Origin of the sequence: Duganella sp. S19_KUP01_CR8 (genome assembly GCF_036688705.1) — a bacterium.
Lineage (GTDB): Bacteria > Pseudomonadota > Gammaproteobacteria > Burkholderiales > Burkholderiaceae_D > Rugamonas.
Genome location: NZ_JAQQPR010000004.1, coordinates 205,566 through 223,865, shown reverse-complemented (window position 1 = coordinate 223,865; position 18,300 = coordinate 205,566). Strand labels below are relative to the sequence as shown.

Annotated in this window: 17 protein-coding genes; 5 read left to right on the top strand and 12 right to left on the bottom strand. The window is 63.8% G+C overall.

Annotation, left to right across the window (positions count from 1 at the left end):
- Positions 1–46: 46 nt before the first annotated feature.
- From V6M89_RS06060 to V6M89_RS06015, 10 genes are all read right to left on the bottom strand, one after another.
- Complete coding sequence (locus V6M89_RS06060) at positions 47–958, bottom strand: LysR family transcriptional regulator (RefSeq protein ID WP_332852357.1); 912 nt, start codon at positions 956–958, stop codon at positions 47–49.
- A gap of 104 nt (positions 959–1,062) precedes the next feature.
- Positions 1,063–1,476, bottom strand: a complete 414-nt coding sequence (locus V6M89_RS06055) for a hypothetical protein (protein WP_332852356.1) — start codon at positions 1,474–1,476, stop codon at positions 1,063–1,065.
- Between the two features lie 595 nt (positions 1,477–2,071).
- Positions 2,072–2,482, bottom strand: a complete 411-nt coding sequence (locus V6M89_RS06050; protein WP_332852355.1) for an Hpt domain-containing protein — start codon at positions 2,480–2,482, stop codon at positions 2,072–2,074.
- Positions 2,483–2,540: 58 nt separating this feature from the next.
- On the bottom strand, positions 2,541–3,416 hold the full coding sequence (locus tag V6M89_RS06045) for a proteasome-type protease (protein ID WP_332852354.1): 876 nt from the start codon (positions 3,414–3,416) through the stop codon (positions 2,541–2,543).
- 59 nt (positions 3,417–3,475) lie between these two features.
- The gene (locus tag V6M89_RS06040) at positions 3,476–4,279 is read right to left on the bottom strand and encodes a transglutaminase family protein (protein ID WP_332852353.1); all 804 of its coding nucleotides are present in this window, start codon (positions 4,277–4,279) and stop codon (positions 3,476–3,478) included.
- Positions 4,280–4,292: 13 nt separating this feature from the next.
- Complete coding sequence (locus V6M89_RS06035; protein WP_332852352.1) at positions 4,293–5,243, bottom strand: alpha-E domain-containing protein; 951 nt, start codon at positions 5,241–5,243, stop codon at positions 4,293–4,295.
- A 9-nt stretch (positions 5,244–5,252) separates the two neighbouring features.
- On the bottom strand, positions 5,253–6,683 hold the full coding sequence (locus tag V6M89_RS06030) for a circularly permuted type 2 ATP-grasp protein (protein WP_332852351.1): 1,431 nt from the start codon (positions 6,681–6,683) through the stop codon (positions 5,253–5,255).
- 75 nt (positions 6,684–6,758) lie between these two features.
- Positions 6,759–7,841 carry an ABC transporter substrate-binding protein gene (locus V6M89_RS06025; protein ID WP_332852350.1) on the bottom strand — a complete coding sequence of 361 codons (1,083 nt, stop codon included), beginning with the start codon at positions 7,839–7,841 and terminating at the stop codon, positions 6,759–6,761.
- A gap of 121 nt (positions 7,842–7,962) precedes the next feature.
- Entirely contained in the window at positions 7,963–8,478 is a 516-nt protein-coding gene (locus V6M89_RS06020) for a PRC-barrel domain-containing protein (RefSeq protein ID WP_332852349.1), read from the bottom strand.
- Positions 8,479–8,560: 82 nt separating this feature from the next.
- Positions 8,561–9,970, bottom strand: coding sequence for a short-chain fatty acyl-CoA regulator family protein (locus tag V6M89_RS06015; protein WP_332852348.1), 1,410 nt, complete (start codon positions 9,968–9,970; stop codon positions 8,561–8,563).
- Between the two features lie 140 nt (positions 9,971–10,110).
- Here V6M89_RS06015 and V6M89_RS06010 point away from each other — a divergent pair, with 140 nt between their 5' ends.
- From V6M89_RS06010 to mmsB, 5 genes are read left to right on the top strand one after another with little or no spacing between them, the layout of a single operon-like run.
- Complete coding sequence (locus tag V6M89_RS06010; RefSeq protein WP_332852347.1) at positions 10,111–11,613, top strand: CoA-acylating methylmalonate-semialdehyde dehydrogenase; 1,503 nt, start codon at positions 10,111–10,113, stop codon at positions 11,611–11,613.
- Positions 11,614–11,618: 5 nt separating this feature from the next.
- A complete protein-coding gene (locus V6M89_RS06005; protein ID WP_332852346.1) occupies positions 11,619–12,779 on the top strand; it encodes an acyl-CoA dehydrogenase family protein in 1,161 nt (386 codons plus the stop codon).
- A complete protein-coding gene (locus tag V6M89_RS06000; protein WP_332852345.1) occupies positions 12,776–13,561 on the top strand; it encodes an enoyl-CoA hydratase in 786 nt (261 codons plus the stop codon). The genes V6M89_RS06005 and V6M89_RS06000 overlap by 4 nt, the downstream gene beginning before the upstream one ends.
- Entirely contained in the window at positions 13,554–14,681 is a 1,128-nt protein-coding gene (locus V6M89_RS05995; protein WP_332852344.1) for an enoyl-CoA hydratase/isomerase family protein, read from the top strand. Before V6M89_RS06000 ends, V6M89_RS05995 begins: the two co-directional genes overlap by 8 nt.
- A 12-nt stretch (positions 14,682–14,693) precedes the next feature.
- Positions 14,694–15,578 (top strand): 3-hydroxyisobutyrate dehydrogenase, encoded by an 885-nt coding sequence (mmsB, locus tag V6M89_RS05990; RefSeq protein WP_332852343.1) that lies wholly within the window; start codon positions 14,694–14,696, stop codon positions 15,576–15,578.
- Positions 15,579–15,627: 49 nt separating this feature from the next.
- On the opposite strand, the gene V6M89_RS05985 is transcribed toward mmsB, so the two are convergent.
- On the bottom strand, positions 15,628–16,896 hold the full coding sequence (locus V6M89_RS05985; RefSeq protein ID WP_332852342.1) for a D-amino acid dehydrogenase: 1,269 nt from the start codon (positions 16,894–16,896) through the stop codon (positions 15,628–15,630).
- Between the two features lie 4 nt (positions 16,897–16,900).
- Positions 16,901–18,169 (bottom strand): serine hydrolase domain-containing protein, encoded by a 1,269-nt coding sequence (locus tag V6M89_RS05980; RefSeq protein ID WP_332852341.1) that lies wholly within the window; start codon positions 18,167–18,169, stop codon positions 16,901–16,903.
- Between the last annotated feature and the right edge of the window lie 131 nt (positions 18,170–18,300).

The following is an 18,300-nucleotide window of genomic DNA, read 5'->3' as shown; positions in this document are numbered from 1 at the left end:
TATATGAGGTGCATCAAATGGACTCGGGGATTTTTATGGCCGAAAATCAGTCAGCGCGGTCCCATGGGGGCGTACCGGAAAATTCATCGACCAGGAAGTCGATCATCACCCGCACCTTGGCGCTCAGGTGGCGGCGGCTGGGGTAGACCGCCAGCACATCGATATCGGGCATGTGGTAGTCGGGCAGTACCCGCACCAGCCTGCCTGCGCGCAGGTCGGCGCCAACCAGGAAGCTGGGTTGCCAGATCACGCCCAGGCCGCCCAGCGCCGCGCCGCGCGCGGTATCGCCGTTATTGGTGTGCATGACACAGCGCACTTTGACCGTATGCGGCTGCGCGTTGGCGTCCAGTATCTGCCACTCGTCGGCCGTGGCCGCGTAGCTGTAGCCGATGCAGCTGTGTTGCAGCAGTTCGGCGGGTTGCATGGGCATGCCGCGTTGCTGGATGTAGGCAGGGGAAGCGCACAGGATATTGTGCGAAGTGGCCAGTTTGCGCGCCACGTTGGAGGCCGAGCCGGCGCGCGAGATGCGGATCGCCATGTCATAGCCTTCCTCGACGATGTCGACCACGCGGTCGATCAGCGCCACATCCAGTTGCACGTCGGGATATTTCTGCATGAACCTGGCCCACAGCGGCGCCAGGTGCAGCACGCCGAAGCTGAGCGGGGCGTTGATGCGCAGCACACCCTGCGGCTGCATGGTGGCGGAGGAAACGATGGCTTCCGCCTCGGCCACGTCGTCCAGGATGGACTTGGCCCGCTCGAACAGCGCCTCGCCGCTGGCGGTGAGCGACATCTTGCGCGAACTGCGGTTCAGCAGCCGGGTTTGCAGATGCGCCTCCAGGTCGCTGATGTAGCGGGTGACGTTGGCCGGTGATGTATCGAGCGCGTCCGCGGCACGGGCAAAACCTTCCCTGCGCACTACCTCGACGAACACCTCCAGTGCACGCAACCGATCCATACAGCGCTCCCATTCATGTTTTGTAAAATATAGATCAACAACATAATAAAAAAGCCGCAGCACCAGTCGGGTGTTGCGGCTCTATGGCGCAGGGAACAAGGCGTTCAGCGCGGCAAATAGTTCACGTTGGCGGCTTCTTTGATCACGCGGCCGGCGGTGATGGTGGTGTTGCTGGCGCCTGCGGAATTGCCATGATACATGCCGACCAATCCTACCGCAGCCTGGGCGTCGCCGGCATTGGCGGCGCGCTCGAACAACTGCTGGGCTTCACCGCGCTTGGCCGGGTTGGCCAGATACCGCAGCGCCAGTTCACGCTGGGCCACTGGCGAACCCTGTTCGGCCCACTCTTGCAAGCGGCGCTCGGCCGCCGGCTGGCCTTGCGGCCCCAACTGCATGGCGGCCGCTTCAATCGCGGTCGGCGAAGGGATCCCGTCTTCCTGGGCCTGGCAAGCGATCAACGCTCCAACCAGCACCAGCACCGACGATACCAGCACGCCAGACTTGTTGAATAATTCCATATTTTAGTTACCCTTGGTTAAAGCAGTACCACCGTCCGAGAGAAAAGCCTACTACTGCGTTGTCCAAGGCTGTAACCCGAGACCATCTGCTGTGGCGCTTCCAATGCTGCACGCGTCGCCCAGCCGTCTCGACGCAACGCACCATTATACTTGCACTGAGACAAATTATCAATTCCGCAAGATGCTCTAGCGCAATAGACTTATCTTTCCATTCTACAAAATCGCGGGCAAACATGGCGCACACTAGATCCTGCCTTGCTAGCCGCCTTGGATTTCCCAGTACGGGTCGGATATTATCACGAAGCTTTTCAGCCTCCTGTTCGCAAGGCGATATTCAGGGTAACAATTGTAACCATTCGTTAAGAGGGGCAATAAAGCACTAAAAGGATGCGCTTGGTTGCACTGCAGCACGGATAGGTATTCACAATTACTGAATAATACGCCTGTTTCTTTTGACTTTAGTGCTTGTTGCGTTGTAAATAGTTGACTCTGAGACAGCGATAAACTGATCAGGCAATCATGAGGCGTGGAATGAACGCAGCGGTCCGGGTGACCGCTGGTGAAAGTGGTAGCAGACCAGCGTGTAACTGTAACTTCAGGCTTGGGCGGTTTGGCCGTTTTGTGACGCATTGCCTTGCAGCCAGCCGTCGGCCGCCTGCAATACCAGCTGATACTCGGATTCCAGCTCCTGCAAGAGCGCCGGGACCTGGTCCAGCAGGCGTCCGGCGATGGCCTGCTCCAGTTTGAGCGAGGCGGTCACCAGGCGCTTGGCGCCCAGCGTGCCTATCGATCCGCGCAGGCTGTGCAGGATTTTCCCGGCGTCGGTGTAACGTTCCTCGCGCAAAGCGACGGCGGTCTGCTGCATCGGCGCCATGCCCGGCGCGCAAGCGTCGCGCACGATCTTCGATACTACGGCCAGCGCTTTATCGTCATTGCCCATGTACTTGAGCAAGGTATCAACCGAAAAGATTTGTTCCTCGGCTACCGGCGGTAAGGCGTCAGACATGCATCGCTCCGTGTAAGGTGAAAACTCCTTGCATCATACTCTTTCCTGAAGGCTGGCGTTACTGCTGCCCGTCATGAAACTGTTGCGTCAACGTCTGCAATGGCGCGCTCGACAGCGGCGGCATCGCAACGTTGGCCGGCGGCGCCACGCGCACCGGCTGGCTGCCGGCCTGTGCCGAGTGCAGCACATTGCTGGTGGCCTCGGGCGCGGCGTCCCAGACCGGATGGTCCAGGCCTTCGAATACGCGCTTCAGTTGATGGCCCCAGGTGCTGCGTATCATCTGGAAATACTGGTTGCGCTCGTCGATGGTGACGAAATGGGTGACCGCCAGCTTGTCCGTCTCATAGACCAGCAAATCCAGCGGCAGGCCGACGGAAACGTTCGAGCGCAAGGTCGAATCCATCGAGATCAGCGCGCACTTGGCGGCGTCGTCCAGGCTGGTGGCGGGGGTGACCACGCGGTCGATGATGGGTTTGCCGTACTTGGCCTCGCCGATCTGGAAATAGGTATTTTCGTCGTGTGACTCGATAAAATTGCCGGCCGAATAGATCTGGAACAAACGGCAGCGTTCGTTCTTGATCTGACCGCCGAAAATGATGCTGACGTTGAACTCAATGCCGAACTCGGCCAGCGACTTGGCGTCGCGCTCGTGCACCTGGCGTACGGCGTCGCCCAGCAGGCGGGCCGCCTCGTGCATACTGGTGGCGGTCCAGATGCTGTGGCCGTCTGCATTCTGCTGTTCGGACAACAGCTGGCGTATCGATTGCGAGATCGACAGATTCCCAGCGGTCATCATCACCATCATGCGCTCGCCGGGAATCTCAAACACGCTCATCTTGCGGAAAGTGCCGACCTGGTCCACGCCAGCGTTGGTACGTGAGTCGGATAGAAACACCAGCCCGGCATTCAGGCGCATGCCCACACAATAGGTCATCGTTACAAGTTATTGATTAGAATAATTATTATTGTACACCCCGCAGTTGCAGCCCAATCCTATTGGGGCACGATCTGCACATCCACGCTCATCGACTCGGTGCCGCCGCCGCGCCGTACGCCGCGCACCGGCGCCGCCGCATCGTAGTCGCGCCCGATGGCCAGGCGGCAATAGGCATCCGTCATCAGCCGCGCGTGGGTCACATCGATGCTGACCCAGCCGGTGTAGTCCTTGTCCTCGGCCCAGGCGTCCACCCAGGCGTGGCTGGCGGCGTGGTCGCTGGTTTCCGGGTCGATATAGCCGGACACGTAGCGCGCCGGTATGCCGTGCGCATGGCAACAGGCCAGGAACAGGTGGGCGTGGTCCTGGCACACGCCTTCGCCCAGCGCCAGCGCATCGCTGGCGGTGGTGGTCACGGCGGTCGCACCGCTTTGATACCGGACCGCACCAAAGATGTGCTCCGCCAGGCGGATCAGATCCTTGGTCTGTGCCTTGCCGTCCGGCAAGCAGGACGCCGCCAGTTCCAGGATGCCGGGTGTGGGCTCGGTCAACCGCGTCGACACGGTATAGATCAGCGGCGACAGGCTGTCGCCGTTGGGAATCCGGCCCTGTTTCGGGCTGGTGGTCTCGATCACGCCGCCGGCCACGATGGTCAACCCCTGGTGCGGCACGTTCATCGTCATCATGTGCGACAGGTTGCCGTAGGCGTCGGTGTAGGCGTGCACATGGCCCGGCATGGCGATGTTCCACGACAGCACGTGCTGCTGCGCCTCGGCGCGCGGCGTCAGGTGCAGCTGCTGGATGGTGTAGGCCAGCGGCGTGGTGTAGGTGTAGCGCGTTTCGTGACGTATCGTCAGTTGCATAGAGTGCCTCGTGTCAAGCCGCCAGCGGCACCAGGAAATCGCGGCTGACGCGATTGCCCAGTTGATTGATGTCGGCCAGGAAGCCGGTCAGGGTGTCGTGCAGTCCGGCCGCGAGGATGTCGTCGATTTTGCCGAATTGCAGTTCGGCGTGCAGCCGGCCGGCAAACCGTTCGGTATCGGCGGAAACGTCGTTGCGCACCTCGCGCAGGTTCTGAACCACCTCGTCCATGCATGCCAGCAGGGAACGCGGCATGTCGCCGCGCAGCATCAGCAACTCGGCGATGCGCGCCGGCGTGATGACGTCGCGATACACCTTGCGGTAGATCTCGAAGCCGGACACCGAGCGCAACAGCGCGCCCCAGTAATAGAAGTCGCGCTGGGTCATGGCCTCGCCGGTGCTTTCCGCGCCGCCGCCGTGGAACTTGACGTCGAGGATGCGGGCGGTGTTGTCGGCCCGCTCCAGGAAGGTGCCAAGCCGGATGAAATGCACGGCTTCGTCGCGCAACATGGTGCCAACTGTGACGCCGCGCGACAAATGCGAGCGGAACTTGACCCATTCGAAGAACTTGCTGGGATCGGTTTCCAGCAGATCGCTGTCCAGCCGTTTCTGCATGTCCAGCCAGGTCTGGTTCTGGATTTCCCATACTTCCGTGGTCAAGGTGCCGCGCACGGCGCGGGCGTTTTCGCGCGCTTCGGTCAGGCAGGCGACGATGGAGGAGGGGTTGTCCGGGTCGCGCACCATGAAATCGATGACGGCGCGCGCCTCCAGCGCGTCGTACTTGCGGTCGAAGGCGGACTGCAGCTCGGAGATGCCGAGCATGGCGCGCCAACCGTGGGCGTTTTCTTCGTCGGATTGCGGCAGCATCGAGGTCTGCACGTTGACATCGAGCATGCGGGCGGTGTTTTCAGCGCGCTCGGTGTAGCGCGCCATCCAGAACAGGTGATCGGCGGTACGGCTTAACATGGGCTCTCCTTAGCGTTCCAAAATCCAGGTATCCTTGGTGCCGCCGCCTTGCGACGAGTTCACCACCAGCGAGCCTTCCTGCAAGGCCACGCGGGTCAGGCCGCCCGGCACCATCGAAATGGTTTTGCCGGACAGGACGAAGGGACGCAAATCGATGTGGCGCGGCGCGATGCCACTCTCCACATAAGTCGGGCAGGCCGACAAGGCCAGCGTCGGCTGGGCGATGTAGCCGTCCGGCTTGGCGATCAGGCGGCGCCGGAAGTCCTCGATTTGCTGCCTGGTCGAGGCCGGTCCGACCAGCATGCCGTAGCCGCCGGCGCCGTGCACTTCCTTGACCACCAACTCCGGCAGGTTGGCCAGCGTGTAGGCAAGATCTTCCTTCTTCCTGCACTGATAGGTCGGTACATTGTTCAGCACCGGCTCCTCGGACAGGTAGAACTTGATCATGTCGGGAACGAAGGGGTAGATCGACTTGTCATCCGCCACCCCGGTGCCGATCGCGTTGGCCAGCGTGACGCGCCCCGCGCGGTACACCGACAGCAGGCCCGGCACGCCGAGCGAGGAATCCGGGCGGAACGCCAGCGGATCGAGAAAATCGTCGTCCAGCCGGCGATAAATCACGTCCACCCGCTTGGGGCCGCGCGTGGTGCGCATGAACACCGTGTTATCGCTGACAAACAAATCCTTGCCCTCGACCAGCTCCACGCCCATCTGCTGCGCCAGGAAGGCGTGCTCGAAGTAGGCCGAGTTGTACATGCCCGGCGTCATGACGACCACGGTCGGATCGTTGATGCCCATCGGCGCCACCGAGCGCAGGTTATCCAGCAGCAAATCGGGATAGTGGTCGACCGGCGCGATCTTGTTGCGGGCGAACAGCTCGGGGAACAGCCGCATCATCATCTTGCGGTCTTCCAGCATGTAGGAGACGCCGGACGGCACCCGCAGGTTATCCTCCAGCACGTAAAACTCGCCCTGGCCGGCGCGCACGATGTCGACCCCGGCAATGTGCGCATAGATGTCGGACACCACCTTGATGCCTTGCATCTCCGGCCGGTATTGAGCGTTCTTGTAGATTTGCTCGGCGGGGATGATGCCGGCCTTGATGATGTTCTGGTCATGATAAATATCATGGATGAACATGTTCAGCGCCTGGACCCGCTGTACCAGCCCGGTCTGCAGCCGCTTCCATTCGCCCGCCGGGATAATGCGCGGTATCGTGTCGAACGGGATCAGCCGCTCGGTGCCGGCATCGTCGCCATAGACGGCGAAGGTGATGCCGACCCGGCGGAAGGTCAGGTCGGCCTCGGCCCGCTTGCGCTCGATGGTCTCGGCCGACTGGCGCTGCAGCCAGCCGCAAAACTCGCGGTAGTGTTCACGTACCTCGGCGCTGGCATGGTGGGCCAGCCCGTCGGCGGTCATTTCGTTGAAGAATTTAGCCATATCGAACATTCCCTGATGAGTACATTTCTCTTCTATCAAGAAACGTGCCAGAGAAAATGCCCGATATTGGTGCGTCTACTGGCTCATGTCGATCTGCCAGAAGCCGCTGCTGGTCTCGGTCTTGTGGGCCACCATCGCGGCCGGCAGGGTGACCTTCAGCGCCGCCATGCGCGCCGGATCCACCATCACCGTCGGCGTCATCTGGCGCAGGATGGGCATGACGTCCGGCTTGGTGTGGCGTTGCAGGATCCTGGCCGCCTGGTTGCCGGCCAGCCGGCCGACCTGGGTGAAATCCGCGCCCACGTACAGCGCCGCGCCAGGCACGCGCACCATCGCCAGCGTCACCACCGGCACCTTGTTCTCGATGCCGAAATCGCCCAGGTCGATCGCCGCCTCGTAGCGGTGCAGGCCGTAGTAAGTGTCCAGCGGCACCGCGAAGATATCGACGCCGCGACCGCCGTTGTACAGTTCCTTCAGCGTCGGCGCGATCGGGTCGGATTTGTTCACCAGCCGCGTGGTCACGTCCAGGCCCAGCGGCTTGCCGTCGCGGGTTGCCGCCGCCACGTTGGCGACACCGTTTTCATCGTCGGTATGCACCATGCCGATCCGGTGCGCATTGGGGAACACGTCACGGACCAGTTTCAGCGAGTCCGACATGTCGGTGTACAGGGTGGAGCCGGTGGCGCCTTCGCCGGCGTCCACCAGCGAAATACAGCCGGCATCCTCGGGATTGGCCACCGCCGTGAACACCAGCGGGATATGGGCGTCGACCAGCATGCCGCGCGCATACTTGGTGGCCGGCGTGCCGATGGTCAGCACCAGGTCGGGCTTGGTGGTGACGATGCGGCTGGTCTCCTGGCGGATGCGCAGCAACACGCCCAGCCGGTTCCAGAAGCCACCTTTTTCGACGTCGAAGTCGATGGCCACGCGGTTGATGCTCAGGTTCTTGCCCTCAACCAGGCCGCTGTCTTGCAGCGACTTGAGAAAGCCGGTGTAGGCCTGCTGGTAAGGCTCGATATCGGTGACCTGCAATATCTCGACCTTGAAGACGCGGGCGTCATCCATGGTTTCGGGCGGCAGGGGTTCGAAGGCGAAAGCGGAAGGGTTGCCGGCGCACAGCGCCAGCGCGATCAGGGGAAGGGCGTAGGATTTTTGCATGGTTGGTCTGCTTGCTGTCGATGCAACAATTAGACCAGAGATGCCCGTCAGGCACGCTTGCTATCGCATGCCTTGACGAGCCAATCTGCGCGTTCTGTGGGCCAGCCGCTACATGTTGTGACTACATGTTGCCGCTGCTGCTGCCCGGGGTGGTGCGGCTGGCGCTGGCGCCCGGATCGCTTTGCAGGCTACCGGTGCCGCTGCCCATTACGCTGCCGCTGGCGGTGCGGGCGCCGGGGACGTTCTGCTGGGTGCCGTAGAAGTTGTGGATCTGGGTGCTGAATTCGGCGCTGGCCATATCGGGCCAGTTATCCTTGTTGAAGCCGGGGGCGTTCTTCAGGTGTTCCTTGGATACGTCCAGCAGGAAGCGCTTGTTGGCGGTATCCAGCTGCAACGCCTGCCAGGGGACGGCGAACAGTTTGTCGCCCATGCCCAGCCAGCCGCCGAACGACAGCACCGCATAGGCAACCTGGCCCTGGCGCATGTCGAGCATGATTTCCTTGATGTCGCCCAGGTCTTCGTCCTGGAGGTTGTAGACGTCTTCACCGATCAGTGTGTCTGCGCCCATCAGCCGAGGGCCGGGGCCGTCCGAGGTATCACTGTAAATGCCGTAGGTATCGCGGTCTAGGTAGCTCATGTTGGTCTCCAGATGGTGAGTAAGGTCCCGCGTTGGATAACGCGGTGACTAAGCTCATCATGCTTGGAGCGCCCCGGTACAGCTATAGGTGCGCAAGCGGTGTGGTTGTAGGACGGGGCTGAGTTCCTGAGGAACCTAAGGCGGGTTTCTGACGCAAAATGGACGGAAACGCTCGTTGCGGGCAGTCATTGCGTTCGCAGACTTTGCAACCATTGCCGATGGGCGTGGCGACGTCCGGATTGGCCAGGTCCAGGCCTTTGGCGTACACCATGCGCTGCGCCTGGCTGATGTCGCATCCCAGCGCGATGGCGAACGATTTGCCCGGCGCCATGAATCCGGCCGGGCCGCTGCTGACCTGACGCGCGATCCACAGATGGGTGCTGCCGTCCGGCATGCGCGCAACTTGCCGCAACACCTGGCCCGGCAGGCTGAACGCCTCGTACACCACCCACAGCGGACAGGTCCCGCCCGCGCGGGAAAAGTGGAACGCCGCCGCCGACTGTCGCTTGGAGATGTTCCCGGCCCGGTCCACGCGCACGAAAAACACCGGCAAGCCGGCAAATCCGGGCCGCTGCATCGTGCTGAGCCGGTGACAAACCGCCTCGAAGCTGACGCCGAACTGTCCCGCCAGCAGCTCGATATCGTAGCCGCAAGCCTCGGCCGCCGCCAGGAAGCGCCGGTAGGGCAGCCGTACCGCCCCGGCAAAGTAGTTCGACAGCGCCAGGCGCGCCCCATCGCGCGTGGCGTCGCTGGAAAACGATGCTGCCCGCAGCAGTGACTCGATCGCCTCCGCCTGTTCCAGCAAGCCCAACTGGGCCGCCATCTGGAACGCCCGCTGGCCCTCGCTGATCGATTCGGGCAGCCAAAGTATTTTCTGATCTGGATCATACCGACGCCGCGCCGCTGGCAATCCGGACTGATGCGCGGCCAGCACCGTCACGCTGTGTCGCTCCGCCAAGCGTCGCTGCAAGGCGGCCGCGCTGGCGTCCGGGACCAGCTCTGCGGCCTGGTCCAGCTCATCGATATAGTTCTGGCGCTGGTTCAGGTAATCGCGCACCTCCTCATCCACCGAAGGCGGCGCCACGCTGATGCCTCGATTGCCATCGTCGAATTGCGATTCCAGCGCCGCCGCGCGACCTGCGACCATGCGGTAGCGGCTCTGCATCTGCACGATGGCGCGCGCCACGCCCGGCATGTTCTCGACCAGCGTCTTCAGTTCCGCCAATGAGGTATCGGCATCCGGCAACTCGCTGAAGGCATCGCGCAGATCGGCCACCAGGCCGGCGCTGTCGTGCTCGGAGAAGATCTGTGGATCCACGCCCAGCACCGCGCCCACCCGCAACAGGATAGACACGGTCAGCGGCCGCTGGTTCCGTTCGATCTGGTTCAGGTAGCTGGGCGAGATGTCCAGCAACTTGGCCAGCGCGGCCTGGGTCAGCTTGCGCTCCTCGCGCAGCCGCTGCAAACGTACCCCCATGAAAACCTTAGACATCTTCGCAACCTTCGCAAAATTCCAGCATCAGCTTCACAATTCCTCGCATTTTTACGTCTTTACGCACGTTTCGGATAAGCGAATAATGCAAACAATTAGCAAAAAACGCAAGCTTTCGAAACACCACCAGGAGACCGACGATGACCGCAGCTATCCCCACCGTACCCTTGCTGATTAATGGCGAATGGGTCGAATCCCGCACCACCGTTTGGCGCGACGTCGTCAACCCCGCCACCCAGGAAGTGCTGGCCCGCGTGCCGTTTGCCACCGTGGACGAAGTGGCGCAGGCGGTCTCCGCCGGCCAACGCGCCTTCAAGACCTGGCGCAAGACGCCGATCGGCGCCCGCGCCCGCATCTTCCTCAAGTACCAGCAACTGATCCGTGAAAACATGGCCGACCTGGCCGCCACGCTGACCGCCGAACAAGGCAAGACCCTGCTCGACGCCGAGGGCGACATCTTCCGCGGCCTGGAAGTGGTCGAGCACGCCGCCAACATCGGCTCGCTGCAAATGGGCGAGTTCGCGCAGAACGTGGCCGGCGGCGTCGACACCTACAGCGTGCTGCAACCGCTGGGCGTGTGCGCAGGCATCACGCCGTTCAACTTCCCGGCCATGATTCCGCTGTGGATGTTCCCGATGGCCATCGCCTGCGGCAACACCTTCGTGCTCAAGCCTTCCGAGCAGGATCCGCTGGTGACGGTAAAGCTGGTCAAGCTGGCGCTGGAAGCCGGCATTCCCGCCGGCGTGCTGAACGTGGTGCATGGCGGCGAAGAAGTCGTCAACGCGCTGTGCGACAATCCCGATATCCGCGCCGTTTCCTTCGTCGGCTCCAGCCACGTCGGCAAGCATGTGTATGAACGCGCCACGCTGTCCGGCAAGCGCGCCCAGTGCATGATGGGCGCCAAGAACCACGCCGTCGTCCTGCCGGATGCGAACAAGGAGCAAACGCTGAACCAGCTGCTGGGCGCGGGCTTCGGCGCGGCCGGCCAACGCTGCATGGCGGCCTCCGTCGCCGTGCTGGTCGGCGCAGCGCGTGATTGGCTGCCTGAGCTGGTGCAAAAGGCCGGCGCGTTGTCGGTCGGCGCCGGCAAGAACAATCCCGACCTTGGTCCGGTCATTTCCTGCGCCGCCAAGGAGCGCGTGCTGGCGCTGATCGGCAAGGGCCTGGAGCAGGGCGCCCACCTGGCGCTGGACGGCCGCGCCATCAAGGTCGACGGCTACCCGAACGGCAACTTCATCGGCCCGACCATCCTGTCCGGCGTCAAGCCCGGCATGGCGGTGTATGACCAGGAAATCTTCGGACCGGTGCTGATCGTCGTCGAGGCCGACACGCTGGACGAAGCCATCGCCCTGGTCAACGCCAACCCGAACGGCAACGGCACAGCGCTGTTCACCCAAAGCGGCGCCGCCGCGCGCAAGTTCCAGGAAGACATCGACGTCGGCCAGGTCGGCATCAACGTGCCGATTCCGGTGCCGGTCCCACTGTTCAGCTTTACCGGCTCGCGCGGCTCCAAGCTGGGCGACCTGGGCCCGTACGGCAAGCAAGTGGTGCTGTTCTACACCCAAACCCAGACCATCACCCAGCGCTGGTTCGCGGACGCGGCGTCGGTCGGCCAGGTCAACACCACCATCAGCCTGAAGTAATGAGCATGGACTTCGCGCTCAACGAAGAGCAGCAAGCCTTCCAGCAGGCGGCGCGCGAGTTTGCCGACGGCGAGCTCACGCCCAACGCCGCGCGCTGGGATGCCGACGGCCATTTCTGCCGCGACACGCTGGCCAAGGCGGGCGAGCTCGGCTTCTGCGGGCTGTACACGCCGCAGCATCTGGGCGGGCTCGGCTTGTCGCGGCTGGAAGCGTCCATCATCTTCGAAGAGCTGGCCGCCGGCTGCACCTCCACCACCGCCTACCTGTCGATCCACAATATGGCGACCTGGATGGTGGCGCGTTGGGGCGGCCAGGCCGTGTGCGAGCAATGGGTGTCGCGCCTCGCCAGCGGCCAGGCGCTGGCCAGCTACTGCCTGACCGAAGCGCAGGCCGGCTCGGACGCCGCCTCGCTGCGCACCCGCGCCGAACGTCAGGGCGAGCGCTACGTGCTCAACGGCAGCAAGGCCTTCATCTCCGGCGCCGGCAGCACCGACCTGCTGGTGGTGATGGCGCGCACCGGCATGGATGGCGCCTCCGGCATCTCGGCCTTCGCGGTCCCGGCCGACACGCCGGGCATCAGCTTCGGCAAGAACGAAGAGAAGATGGGCTGGAAAAGCCAGCCCACCTGCGCCATCCACTTCGACAACGTGACGATCCCGGCGGCCAACCTGCTCGGCGAGCCGGGCCAGGGTTTCGCCATCGCGATGAAGGGACTGGACGGCGGCCGCATCAACATCGCCGCCTGTTCGGTCGGCACGGCGCAGGCGGCGCTGGCGCGGGCATGCAGCTACATCAAGGAACGCATCCAGTTCGGTCGCGAACTGGCGCAGTTCCAGGCTTTGCAATTCAAGCTGGCCGACATGGTGACCGAGCTGGTCGCCGCGCGCCAGATGGTGCGGCTGGCCGCGTGGAAGCTGGACCAGGAAAGTCCCGACGCCAGCGTCTACTGCGCCATGGCCAAGCGCTTCGCCACCGACGCCGGTTTCGCCGTCGCCAACGAAGCGCTGCAACTGCACGGTGGCTACGGCTACATCCGCGAGTATCCGCTGGAGCGCCACGTGCGCGACACGCGGGTGCATCAAATCCTCGAAGGTACCAATGAAATCATGCGCCTCATCGTCGGCAGGGCCATCCTGCGCGAAGGCGCAACGGAGAATATCAAATGAATAAAACCTACGCAAACCTGCAAGTGGAACGACGCCAGCACACGGCCGTCGTCACGCTCGACAACTCGCCTGCCCATACGTGGACGCTGGAAAGCCTGGCGGCCCTGGCCGAACTGGTGGCCGACCTGAACGCCGAACGCGACATCTACGCGCTGGTGATCACCGGTGGCGGCGCCAAGTTCTTCTCGGCCGGCGCCGACCTGAAGTTGTTCGCCGACGGCGACAAGGCCGTGGCGCGCGCGATGGCGCAGCGCTTCGGCAAGGCGTTCGAGGCGCTGTCCGGCTTCCGCGGCGTCAGCATCGCCGCCATCAACGGCTACGCCATGGGCGGCGGGCTGGAGTGCGCGTTGGCGTGCGACATCCGCATCGCCGAAGAACACGCACAGATGGCCTTGCCTGAAGCTGCGGTCGGCCTGCTGCCATGCGCCGGCGGTACGCAACAATTGTCGTGGCTGGTCGGCGAAGGCTGGGCCAAGCGCATGATCCTGTGCGGCGAACGCATCGACGCGCAGCGCGCGTTGGCGATCGGCCTGGTGGAAGAAGTGGTCGCCACCGGCACGGTGCTGGATGCCGCGTTGGCGCTGGCGGAAAAATCGTGGCGCCAGAGCCCGAGCAGCGTCACTGCTTGCAAGGCGCTGATCCAGGGCGCGCGCAGCCTGCCGCCGCAGCACATGTTGCCGCAGGAACGCGAGCGCTTCGTCGACCTGTTCGACACGCAGGACCAGAAAGAGGGCGTGCAAGCGTTCCTGGAAAAACGTGCCGCACGGTGGTCCAATGCGTGATACTGCCACCATGGAAAACGCACCGGCCGTGTTGCTCGAAGCGCGCGCGGCGGCCGACGGCAAGCGCATCGGCGTCGCCACGCTGAACGCCCCGTCGTCGCTGCACGCGTTGACGTTGAACATGATACGCATGCTCTACATCGCCTTGCAGGACTGGGCCAAGGACGATGCGATCGCCTGCGTCGTGCTGCAATCGAGCACCGACAAGGCCTTCTGCGCCGGCGGCGACGTGCGCACGCTGCGCAACGCCATCCTGGCCGAACCCGGCGCCATGCCCAACCAGCAGGCGCAGGCGTTCTTCAGCGAGGAATACCGGCTCGATCATCTGATCCACACCTACCCGAAACCGCTGGTGGTCTGGGGCGGCGGCATCGTCATGGGCGGCGGCTTGGGTCTGTTGGCCGGCGCCAGCCATCGCGTGGTCACGCCGACCACTCGCATCGCCATGCCGGAAATTACCATCGGTCTGTTCCCGGACGTCGGCGGCAGCTGGTTCCTGCCGCGCATGCCGGGCCGCAGCGGCTTGTTTCTTGGACTCACCGGCGCCTCGCTGAACGCACATGACGCGCTGTTCACCGGCCTGGGCGACTATTTCCTGCCGCAAGAACAACGCGCGGACGTCGTCGAAGCCTTGTGCGCCGCTGAATGGACCGCCGATCCCGCCGTGGTGGTGGACCGCCTGCTGCGCTCGCTGAGCCTGGCGCCGGAAACGCTGCCGGCATCGGAGCTGCGCCAGAACTGGGATACCATCACTGCGATGACCGCCAGCCGCGAGTTGAGCGAGGTGGTGGCCGCCATCACCGGCTATCAGGGTGATTCAGTCTGGCTGCAACGCGCTGTTGCGGCGCTGGCGAAGGGCGCGCCATCGTCGGTGGCGCTGGTGTGGGAGATGCAGCAGCGCAGCCGCCACCTCAGCCTGGCCGATGTGTTCCGCCTTGAACTGGTGGTCGCCCTGCAATGCTGCGCCCATCCGGATTTCGCGGAAGGCGTGCGGGCGCTGCTGGTTGAAAAGGACAACGCACCGCAATGGTCGCCGTCCACGCTGGACGAGGCGCAAGCCAGGGTCGGCGAATTCTTCGTGGCGCCGGGCCCGCAGCATCCGTTGGCAGACTTAAACTAACAAGGAGACAAGATGCATATCGCTTTTATCGGACTGGGTAATATGGGCGCGCCGATGGCGCACAACCTGCTGCGCGCGGGCCGCACGGTGTCGGTGTTCGACCTGTCAGCCGCAGCCATGGAAAACCTGCACAGCGCAGGCGCGCGCGCTGCCGCATCGGCCGTCGCAGCGGTGCGCGAGGCCGATGTGGTCATCACCATGCTGCCCGCCGACCGTCATGTGCGCGAGTTGTACTTGGGCGAGCAGGGCATCCTGGCCAACGCCGCGCCGAACGCGCTGTTCATCGATTGCAGTACCATCGCCGCCGATGCCGCACGCGAGGTGGCAGCAGCCGCAACCAAGCTGGGCCTGGCGATGATCGATGCGCCGGTCTCGGGCGGCACTGCCGGTGCGGCTGCCGGTACGTTGACGTTCATCGTCGGTGGCGAGCCGGAGGCGCTGGAGCGCGCCCGTCCCGTGCTGGAGCAAATGGGCAAGAACATCTTCCACGCAGGCGGCCCGGGCGCCGGACAGGTCGCAAAAATCTGCAACAACATGCTGCTGGGGATACTGATGGCGGGTACCTCGGAAGCCTTGAACCTGGGCGTCTCCCACGGTCTCGATCCGAAAGTGCTATCGGATATCATGGCCAAGAGTTCGGGCCGCAACTGGGCGCTGGAGCTGTACAACCCGTGGCCCGGCGTGATGGACAATGTGCCGGCGTCTCGCGGCTATGCAGGCGGTTTCGGCACCGCGCTGATGCTGAAAGACCTGGGACTGGCGCAGCAGGCCGCGCAGTCGGCGCAGGCGGTCACGCCGCTGGGCAGCCTGGCGCGTCAGCTGTATCAACTGCACCAACAGCAAGGCCACGGGCAGGAAGATTTCTCCAGCATCCTGCGCTTGTTCCAACACCGCTAACCCGTCGTTCCCGCGCAAGCGGGAACCCATGCTGAGCCGGCTGGGCTAATCAGTATGGATTCCCGCTTGCGCGGGAATGACGGGCACGCAGGGTCAGCCCATCCAGCGCGATGGGCGACGACGCGCCACGCAGCATGCCCGCCAGCAGGCTGGCCGTGCCGCAGGCAAACGTGAATCCCAGCGGGCCGTGCCCCACATTCAGCCACAGATTCCCGTAGCGCGTGGCGCCGATGATGGGCGCGCTGCTCGGCGTCGCGGGACGCAAGCCAGCCCACGCGTCGGCACGGTCGTAGTCGGCTGCGCCAGGCATGGCTTCCTTCGCCAGGCGCACCAGTCCCTGCACGCGACGCTGATTGATGCGCGTATCGGCGCCCACCATGTCCACCATCGCCGCCACGCGCAATTGCGAGCCGATGCGCGCATACAGAACCTTGCGTTCAAAGTCGGTCACGCTGATCTCCGGCGCGACATCGTCCGCGCGGATCGGCGCAGTCAGGCTGTAGCCTTTGAGCGGATACAGCGGCAGATAGATGCCGGCGCTTGCCGCGAGATCGCGGCTCTGGATGCCTGCGGCCAGCACGAAATGGTCGGCGCGAAGCGGGCCGGCTGCGGTGCACAACCATGCCACCTTGCCGCGATCGGTACGTATCCCGGTCACATCGCGATGCAGAACGCCCTTAAAATTGGGATGGCTTTCCAGGCGCTGCATCAGCTTCACACAGAACGCGTGACAATCCGCCACCGCCTCGCCGGGATTGAAAATGCCGCCCGCCAGATCGCCTTGCAACGCCGCCAGCGCGGGCTCGCGCAATGCCGTGGCGGCCGGCGTCAACACTTCGGCGTCGGCGGCGGCAAGCATGGCAGCGTGCTCGAACAGCCGCGCACTGCGATACACCACCAGCTTGCCAGCATCCCGCCAGGCGAAGTCGGACAGCGGCACGTGCAGCGACAATTCGTTCATCGCATGGCGGCTCAGGTCCCCAAGTTGCAGCAGCGTGGCGGTGGTGCGTCGGTTGGCGGCGGCATTGCAGTTGCCGAGGAATTGCGCGATCCAGCGCCATTGTCGCCAGTCCGCCTCCAGCCGGAAGCGCAGCGGACCATCCGGCTGAAACAGCCACTGCAAAGCCTTCAACGGCACGCCGGCATCGGCCAGCGGCGACACATAGCGATAGCTGAGCTGCCCGCCGTTGCGGTAGCTGGCCATGCTACCGACCTCGGCCTCACGCTCGACCAGCGTCACGCGATAGCCAGCCTCGGCCAGCCACCATGCCGAGGTCAAGCCCACCACGCCGCCGCCGATGACGATCACCTCGCTCATCGGGTCACCGACCGAGGATAACGTGACGATACAGCGCCGTCAGGATGCGCTCTTCGCTACGCGTCATCGCCGAATAGCGGCCGGGATTGCTGTCCGGGTCGGCGCCGGTGCCGCCGATCAGCGACACCATGCCATTGCCGTGCTGCAGATCGACGACGAAGGTGGAAATCAAACCATATGCCTCGCCCAGATGGCCGCTGGCGCTGAAGCCACCGCCCTCAACCAGGCGCTTGTCATCGAAACGCTGGCTGCCCAAACCCCAGCTGTGATACAGGCCGCGATAGGTATCGCCGTTGCTGCCGTTGTGTTTCCACTGCTGGCTGAACATCAGCGCCACCGATTCGGGTTGAAGAATCTGGCGGTCCTGATAGCGGCCGTGGTTGGTCAGCATCAGCATGATCTTGCCCATGTCGGCGGCCGAGATGCGCAGCCCGCCGGTCGGACTGAACAGCGTGCCGTTGTTGCCGACGACGTAGCTGGCGATGCCGGCAGGCGCAGCAGGCGGCCGAACACCGTAGTCGTCCACCTGGGCGATCCACGGACCGTCGGGATTCCAGACCTCGGTATCGACGGTGCGCTTGCGGTACAGCGTCGCCACGTTGTCGATCTCAGCGGCGGAGAACTCGGACGGGTTATAGCCGCCGCGCAGGCCCATCGGTTCCAGCAGCAAGCGCTTCATCAAGCGGTCGAAACGCTCGCCGCTGACTTTCTCCATGATGGTCCCGATCACGCCCCAGTTCAGGTTGGTGTACGTGAAGTAGCCGCCCGGGCCGTGATCGCCCGCCCACATGCCGGCCGTGGCGCTGGTCAGCTTGTCGCGGATGGCGACGTCCGCGCCCCAGAAGTAGCCGGCGTCGTCACGCAAGGACGAGGTATGCGTCAGCAGCATGCGCAAGGTGATCGCCTGATCGGGGAAGTGCGGATTGCGCAGCGCGTAACCGAGATACCGGCTCACGTCGGTATCCAGCTCCAGCTGATGCTGCTCGATTAGCCGCATCACGCCGAAAGTGGTCATCATCTTGGAGATCGAAGCGATGCGGTACATCGTGTCGGCATTGGCCGGCGCGGCCGCTGGGCCGATGCGGCGCTGGCCGGTTTGATATTGGTACTGCACCTTGCCGCCGCGCACAGCCAGCACCGACAGGCTGGCCAGCGGCATCGCCTGGTCGGCGGCAATGGCGGCAAGTTCCTGGTCCAGCGACGCGGCCACGCCGCCGCCGCTGGCGCCCGCCATCAACAACATTCCCATCAAGGCCTGCATTTCGCGTTTCATGTTGGCCCAATAAATAGATTCGATGGCCAAGAATACTGTGCGCGGAGGCCGCCTGCCAATGAAAACCAGCTCTTGCCGTATAACTTTTCGGAATGAGTGCCCGGCAAGCTTTCATGACTGCGTGGCGAGGT